Raw genomic sequence first — 6,459 nt, 5'->3', positions numbered from 1 at the left:
GACGTGCGCCGCGAGATCGGGAGGGATCTCGCGGCGCACGTCCGTCGTCCGTCGGGGATGCCGTGCACTCAGGTCGTCGTCCGCTCAGGACGCTGCCCGCTCAGGACGCTGTCCGCTCAGGACGTGTAGTGCGCGGCGTCGTCGCCCTCGATCAGGTAACTGGCCTCCCCGGTGACGCCCACCGGCGCGTCGCCGGCCACGGTCACCCGGTGCAGCCGGCGGGGCTGGTCGTCGTAATCGTCCGGGGCGTAGTGCTGGGTGGCGCGGTTGTCGAAGAGCACCAGGTCCCCGAGCGCCCAGCGCCACCGCACCACGTTCTCCGGCCGCGTGACGTACGCCTGGAGGCTCCGCAGCAGGTCGTGCGACTCGGCGGACGGCAGGCCGATGATGCTCTGGGCGAACCCGCCGATGAACAGGCCGCGTTCGCCGGTCTCGGGGTGGACCCGGACCACCGGGTGGGCGGTCCGGTACCGACGCGCGGTGAAGACCCGGCGGCGCTCGGCCTCGGCCTCGTCCGGCTCCTTGCCGACCGCGTAGTCGTAGTCGTTGGTGTGCACGGCCCAGAGCCGGTCGGCCAGTTCGCGCAGCGCGTCCGGCAGGTCCCGGTACGCGGTCTGCGAGTTGGCGATCAGCGTGTTGCCGCCGTACGGCGGGACGACCAGGCTGCGCAGCGTGCTGGCCTTGGGAGGGGTCCGGACGAAGGTGACGTCGGTGTGCCAGCGGTTGGCCCGGCCGCCGTCCTCGCTGTCGACGGGCAGGACGCTGGGCCGGCCGTCGAGCGAGGGCACGGTCGGGTGGGCGGTGGTGAGAGTCCCGAACTGGGCGGCGAAGCGGAGTTGGGCATCGTCGTCGAGCGACTGTCCCCGGAAGAACAGCGCCTTGTGCGCCAGCAGCGCTTCGTTCAGCCGGGCGACGGTGTCCGCGTCGAGCGGCTGGGCGGTGTCGACGCCGGTGACCTCGGCGCCGATCCGGCCGCCGATCCGGTGGATCTCGATCTCGGTCATGGTGGGTCCTCTCGGAGAGTGCGGGTCGGGTCAGGAGGCGAGCGGGGTGTGCCGGACGGTGAACCGGCGCTCCAGGACGACGAGCAGCTGGTTGAAGAGCAGGCCGACGACGGAGATCGACACGATGCCCGCGTACATCTGCGGGATCGCGAAGTTGTACTGCGAGGCGTTCACCAGATAGCCCAGGCCCGCCTTGGCACCGACCATCTCGGCCGCGACCAGCACCAGGACGGAGACGGCCCCGGCCAGCCGGACACCGGTGAAGATCACCGGTACGGAGGCGGGCAGGATGACCTTCTGGAACAGCCTCGGCGCGGAGAGGTCGAGCGAGCGGGCCAGCCGCAGCAAGGTCGGGTCCACGGTGCGGACCGCGCTGATCGTGTTCAGCAGGATCGGCCAGACGCAGGCGTACAGCACGATGGAGATCTTCGAGGTCTCGCCGATGCCGAGGATCAGGATGAAGACCGGCAGCAGCGCGAGGGCGGCGGTGTTGCGGAAGAGCTCCAGCAGCGGACTGAGCAGATCCGCCACCCGCCGGTACCAGCCGATCAGCAGCCCGAGCGGCACACCGATCACCACGGCGAGACCGAAACCGGTGAGCGAACGGGTCAGGCTGGCTTCGGTGTTGCTGAGCAGCTGGCCGTTCTCCAGCAGCCCGAACCAGGCGCTGACCACCTCGCTGAACGGCGGCAGGAAGGTCCGGTCCACCAGGTCCAGGCGCGGTGCCGCCTCCCAGAGCGCGAGCAGTGCCACGATCGCGGCGGACTTGGTGACCAGGCGGGCCAGCAGGCCGAGGAGGCGGGACGTGCGCACCGGCTTCGCGGTCTGCCTGGTCGGCGAGGTCTCTGTGATCTGTGCGGTCTGTGCGGGCCCGGTCCGGTCGGGAGCCGCGGGCACCAGGGCGGTGTCCAGGTCCGTGCTCAGGTCCGTGCTCATACGTGGCTGACCTCTCTCTCCAACTGCTGGGCCCGGCTGACCTCGTCGTGCAGCAGCGTCCAGATCTCATGCCGGTAGCGGGCGAACTCCGGGCTGGAGCGCGGGTCCTGGGTGGCACTGCGGTCCCCCAGGTCGATCGGCACGACCTCCTTGACCCTCCCCGGGCGGGAGGTGAGCACCGCGACGCGCTGTCCCAGGTACACGGCCTCCTCGATGCCGTGGGTGATGAACACGACGGTCTTGCCGGTGCGCTCCCAGATCCGGAGCAGCTCGGCCTGGAGCGACTCCCGGGTCTGCGCGTCCAGGGCGGCGAACGGCTCGTCCATGAGCAGCACGTCCGGGTCCCCGGCGAGGCTGCGGGCGATCGCCACCCGCTGCTTCATGCCGCCGGAGAGCTCGTGCGGGTGCCGGTCCTCGAAGCCGGTCAGGCCGACCAGTTCCAGGTACTCCCGGGCCAGGCCGGCCCGTTGCCGCCGTGGCACGCCCCTGGCCTCCAGGCCGAACTCCACGTTCCCCTGCGCGGTGCGCCACGGCAGCAGCGCGTACTGCTGGAAAACGGTGCTGCGGTCCAGCCCGGGACCGGTGACCGGCCTGCCGCCCAGCAGGATCTGTCCCGAGGTGGGTGCGGTCAGCCCGCCGAGCAGGTCCAGCAGTGTGGACTTGCCGCAGCCGCTCGGCCCCACCAGGACGACGAACTCACCCGCCTCGATGTCCAGGTCCACGCTGTCGACCGCGACGAACTCCTCCCGTTCCCGGCCACCGGTACGCCCCCGGAGGGCGAAGGTCTTGGTCACCTGCTGGAAGCTGATCCGGGTGCTCATCGCTCAACTCCTGCTCGCGGAAGGGGCAGCGGCGCTCGCGCCGGAGCGGTCGGAGCCGCTGAACCCGTTGAAGTCGTTGGTGTAGAGGGCGGCCGGCTTGATCTGCCCGGCCTTGATGTCACCGTGCGAGACCAGCCAGTCGATCCAGAGCTGGAACTCCGCGTCGGTGATCCGGCCGCCGGTCTCGGCGACTCCGAAGGACTTCCAGTACTTCAGGGCGGCGGTGTCCTCGTTCCGGCCGCGCTTCTTGACGATGTCGACGCTGCGGGCGACGACTTCCTCGCGCGGGGTGGTCCTGGCCCACTCGATCGCCTGGGCGACGCCTGTGACGAAGGTCCGGGCCGTGTTCGGGTTCGCCTTGAGGAACCGGTCGGTCAGCACGTACGTGCCCGCGCTGAACGTGCCGAGCAGGTCGAAGTCACTGAACAGCGGCCGGATTCCGCCCGCCGCCAGCGCCTTGTCCCGCAGCACGCCGCCGAGCACCGCCACCTCGATCTGCCGCTGCCGCAGCGACTGCTCGGTGTTGACCGGCGGGACGACGACCGGCTCCACCTTGGCGATGTCCCGGGCCGAGAGACCGTTGCGCTGGAGGTAGATGTCGAGCAGCGCCTCGGTGTGTGCGCCGAGGGTGTTCATCCCGACCTTCTTGCCGAGCAGGTCGCGCGGCGACCGGACCGGGCTGTCCGCCAGCACGTAGTAGCCGTTGTAGCTGGCCGCGTCGACACCGTAGTAGCTGATCACCGCCTTCACCGGCGCGCCGGCCGCGACCAGCTTGACCACCGCACCGTTGAACGCGCCGCCGACGTCAGTCTGACCGGTGGCGGCGGACTGGATGTCCTGCGGCCCGCTGATGGTGTTGCCGACCCACTGAAGCTTCACCTCACCGAAGTAGCCCAGGTCTTCGGCGAGTTCGGGCAGCGTGACCTGTCCGACCGAGCCCTGGTACCTGATCCGGCCGGTCTCGGGTGCACCGGCGCCGCCGGCCGAAGCGGTGGCCCGGCCGCAGGCGGCGGCCGCGGCGCCGATCGCGGCCAGTGCCAGGAAGTTGCGTCTGGAGGTCGAGGCCATGGAGATGTTCCTTTGCGAGGAGCAGGGGACGCCGGAGCGGACGGGCGGCGAGCAGCCCGTCGGACGGCGGAGCCGGGCAGGGATGATCCGCCGAGCGGGGAAGGGGAGGCGAACACGCGGAAACCGGGACCGGGAACCGGGCAGCCCGGGACGGGCCAGGACCGGATGGACCCGGACGGGACGGCCGGATGTGGACCGCTCACGCAGCCGGCACCTTCGGGTGCGGCCGTGCGGGATCGAGTACCGCCGGGTCGGGGCCCGCCGGGCTCAGCGCGTTCGGATGCGGCGCTTCAGTTGCGACGCCTTCGCTTGCGGCGCCTTCGCTTGCGGCGCCTTCGCTTGCGGCGCATCGGAGTTCTGCGCGCTGTGCGGGTCGTCGTCAACGACAGACGGCACAGAGCGCGCTCGCGTGCCGTCGCAGATCGACGTGCAGGCGGCCTACAAGACTGGCGGCTTGGCTCACGTCCCAGAGCCTTCCAGCCGGGCCCGGCAGCGTCAACGAATGTTCCCCCGGCGGAAGAAAACCCCCGGGCCCGGGAGAGCGACCGTGGAGCTGCGGAGTCCCCTGTTCCCCGCAGAGCCGGCGGCCACCCTCCCCAGGCGCGGAGGTGTTCCCGCAACAGTCACGCGCACCGGAGAGCCCAGGTTGCATCCCCGGCCCAGAAAACCCACAGAAATTCTCGGCCGCTGCGGGCCACAGCGCACCGCAGCGGCCGGGCGTCGGCTCAGCTGGGCACGATCCCGGCCAACTCACCTGCTGCCACCCGGAATTCGTCATGCAGCCCCACACCGGCACCGCCGTCGTCGCGGCGCACGACCAGAACGGCCACCCGGGTGCCGAACACCCGGGCCGTGATCTCCTCCACCAGCGGACGCGCACCTGCCGTCCGGACGGCCGCCACGCTCGGAGTCCAGGCGTCCATCACCCAGTCGTCTCCTGACATCGTGCAGCCGGCGACCGTACTGAACGTGAGCTCGCCCTCCAGGGCGGCCGATACCGAGGCGAACTCCAGCACGTACTGGCGGGCCACCGCCATGTGCCCACCTGCGTCGGCATAGTCGAACTCCCACTGGTGCAGCGGCGCTGCCTCCCGCAGCATGACCGACACACAGCTCGGAGCAACGGAGGGTGCCGACGACGACTCGGGCACGTCCAGCGGCAGTGGCACCGAGGCCGACGCTCCAGGCGCCCCTGAGGCCTGGGACAGGCCGGGCCACGAGGAGCCGGCGCCGATTCGCAGCACCCACGGCCCGTACACGCCCGCTACCGAGGGCAACTTGCCAGTGGGGAGAATGAGTTGGGCGCCCAAACGGTCCAGGGGCGTGCCCGCGCCGACTGCCGCCACCCGCGAATCCGACGGCGCCCAAGGAGCCGGGAGTGCCAGGGTGGGGCTGATGGTCCGGTCAGGTTCGGCAAGTGCTCCACCGTGGCTCTCGGCCGGTGGCACCAGAGTCCATCCGCAGAAGGCCGCCGTGGCGAGCACGCCCACGACCACCGTGGCCCCACCCCGCCGACGCCTACGTCTGCGTGCGGCCCGGCGGAGGATCCGGTCGACGGGAGGCGGCGCGATCCCCGACGCCAACTCACTCCGGACCCCGGCGAACAGCTGCTCCAACCGGGCAGTACCGACGGTCGGACGGTCCGGCTCGTCCACAGTGCTCGTCGTCCCCTCATACATGAGCATTCGCCGTCCCCACGATTTCCGCCGTCACGGTGGATGCCTCGGCCGCCTTCTCCGGCGTCTTCCGCATCGTCTTCCCCGTCGTCACGGTCGGGGGCTCGGCCCACTCGGCAGGCTCGGCCTGCCGGGGCACCCTCGCAGCCGTCCCGCCGGCCGCCTCCGCAGATCCCGCGGTCTCGTCGGCCGGCCCGGGGGTGATTTCCTCACCCAGCAGCAGCGCGAGCGCCTGCCGCCCCCGGTGCAGGCGAGCCTTCACCGTCCCGATCGGCACGCCCTCCTCTGCAGCGATCTCCGCCACCGAGCGACCACCCATGTGATGCAGCACCAGAGCCGAACGCTGCGCCTCCGGCAGTCGCCGCAGAGCCTCCACCAGCGCCACCGACTCCGGCCCGGGTCCCGGGACCGGGTTCTCCACGCCGTGCCGTATCCAGCTCCGCAAGGCCGTCCGGGCCCGCCGCCACCGGCTGATCGCGATCCGCTGCCCGGTCAGCCGGACCCAGGCCACCGGATTCTCGTACCTGCTCAGCCTGTCCCAGTGGTCCCAGGCCCGCACGAAAGCCTCCTGGGCGGCATCCTGTGCCTCGCCCAGATCACCGGTCAGCGCATAGAGGTTCGCCACCAGGTGACCGTAGGCACCCTGATAGAACGCCCGGAAGTCGTCCTCAGCCCCACGGTCCCCGCCCATGTCGGGCCAGTGTGCCGTGGACAGGCGTGCGAAGCAACCACGCCTCTCCCCCACCCGCCGGGCCGCGAGGACATCGCAGCTCACGCACCATCCGGCGCTCGCCGCCCGCTTTCCGGCCGCTTTCCGCCTTGGCGCGAACGGCCCGGAGACAGGCCCAGAAATGCACATGACCCCCCATCCGTTCCCGGATGAGGGGTCATGTGTGAAAGATTGTTCGGCGGCGTCCTACTCTCCCACAGGGTCCCCCCTGCAGTACCATCGGC

At 71.0% G+C, this 6,459-nt stretch carries 6 protein-coding genes; all 6 read right to left on the bottom strand.

Annotated elements, in window-relative coordinates:
• Positions 1–116: 116 nt before the first annotated feature.
• On the bottom strand, positions 117–1,004 hold the full coding sequence (locus ABD330_RS31760; protein ID WP_344469779.1) for a TauD/TfdA dioxygenase family protein: 888 nt from the start codon (positions 1,002–1,004) through the stop codon (positions 117–119).
• A 30-nt stretch (positions 1,005–1,034) separates the two neighbouring features.
• Positions 1,035–1,940 (bottom strand): ABC transporter permease, encoded by a 906-nt coding sequence (locus ABD330_RS31755; protein WP_344469778.1) that lies wholly within the window; start codon positions 1,938–1,940, stop codon positions 1,035–1,037.
• Complete coding sequence (locus ABD330_RS31750) at positions 1,937–2,761, bottom strand: ABC transporter ATP-binding protein (protein ID WP_344469777.1); 825 nt, start codon at positions 2,759–2,761, stop codon at positions 1,937–1,939. The genes ABD330_RS31755 and ABD330_RS31750 overlap by 4 nt, the downstream gene beginning before the upstream one ends.
• Positions 2,762–2,764: 3 nt before the next feature.
• Entirely contained in the window at positions 2,765–3,829 is a 1,065-nt protein-coding gene (locus tag ABD330_RS31745; protein WP_344469776.1) for an ABC transporter substrate-binding protein, read from the bottom strand.
• A gap of 725 nt (positions 3,830–4,554) precedes the next feature.
• Positions 4,555–4,929 carry a hypothetical protein gene (locus ABD330_RS31740; protein ID WP_344469775.1) on the bottom strand — a complete coding sequence of 125 codons (375 nt, stop codon included), beginning with the start codon at positions 4,927–4,929 and terminating at the stop codon, positions 4,555–4,557.
• Positions 4,930–5,500: 571 nt separating this feature from the next.
• Complete coding sequence (locus ABD330_RS31735) at positions 5,501–6,196, bottom strand: SigE family RNA polymerase sigma factor (RefSeq protein ID WP_344469774.1); 696 nt, start codon at positions 6,194–6,196, stop codon at positions 5,501–5,503.
• Positions 6,197–6,459: the final 263 nt, after the last annotated feature.

The sequence above is a fragment of the Kitasatospora kazusensis genome (genome assembly GCF_039529945.1).
Lineage (GTDB): Bacteria > Actinomycetota > Actinomycetes > Streptomycetales > Streptomycetaceae > Kitasatospora > Kitasatospora kazusensis.
This window is presented reverse-complemented; position numbering and strand designations above follow the sequence as displayed.

Coding starts and splice junctions, on each gene's coding strand:
- ABD330_RS31760 (WP_344469779.1), bottom strand. CDS start 1,004: ATGACCGAGATCGAGATCCACCGGATCGGCGGCCGGATCGGCGCCGAG.
- ABD330_RS31755 (WP_344469778.1), bottom strand. CDS start 1,940: ATGAGCACGGACCTGAGCACGGACCTGGACACCGCCCTGGTGCCCGCG.
- ABD330_RS31750 (WP_344469777.1), bottom strand. CDS start 2,761: ATGAGCACCCGGATCAGCTTCCAGCAGGTGACCAAGACCTTCGCCCTC.
- ABD330_RS31745 (WP_344469776.1), bottom strand. CDS start 3,829: ATGGCCTCGACCTCCAGACGCAACTTCCTGGCACTGGCCGCGATCGGC.
- ABD330_RS31740 (WP_344469775.1), bottom strand. CDS start 4,929: ATGCTGCGGGAGGCAGCGCCGCTGCACCAGTGGGAGTTCGACTATGCC.
- ABD330_RS31735 (WP_344469774.1), bottom strand. CDS start 6,196: ATGGGCGGGGACCGTGGGGCTGAGGACGACTTCCGGGCGTTCTATCAG.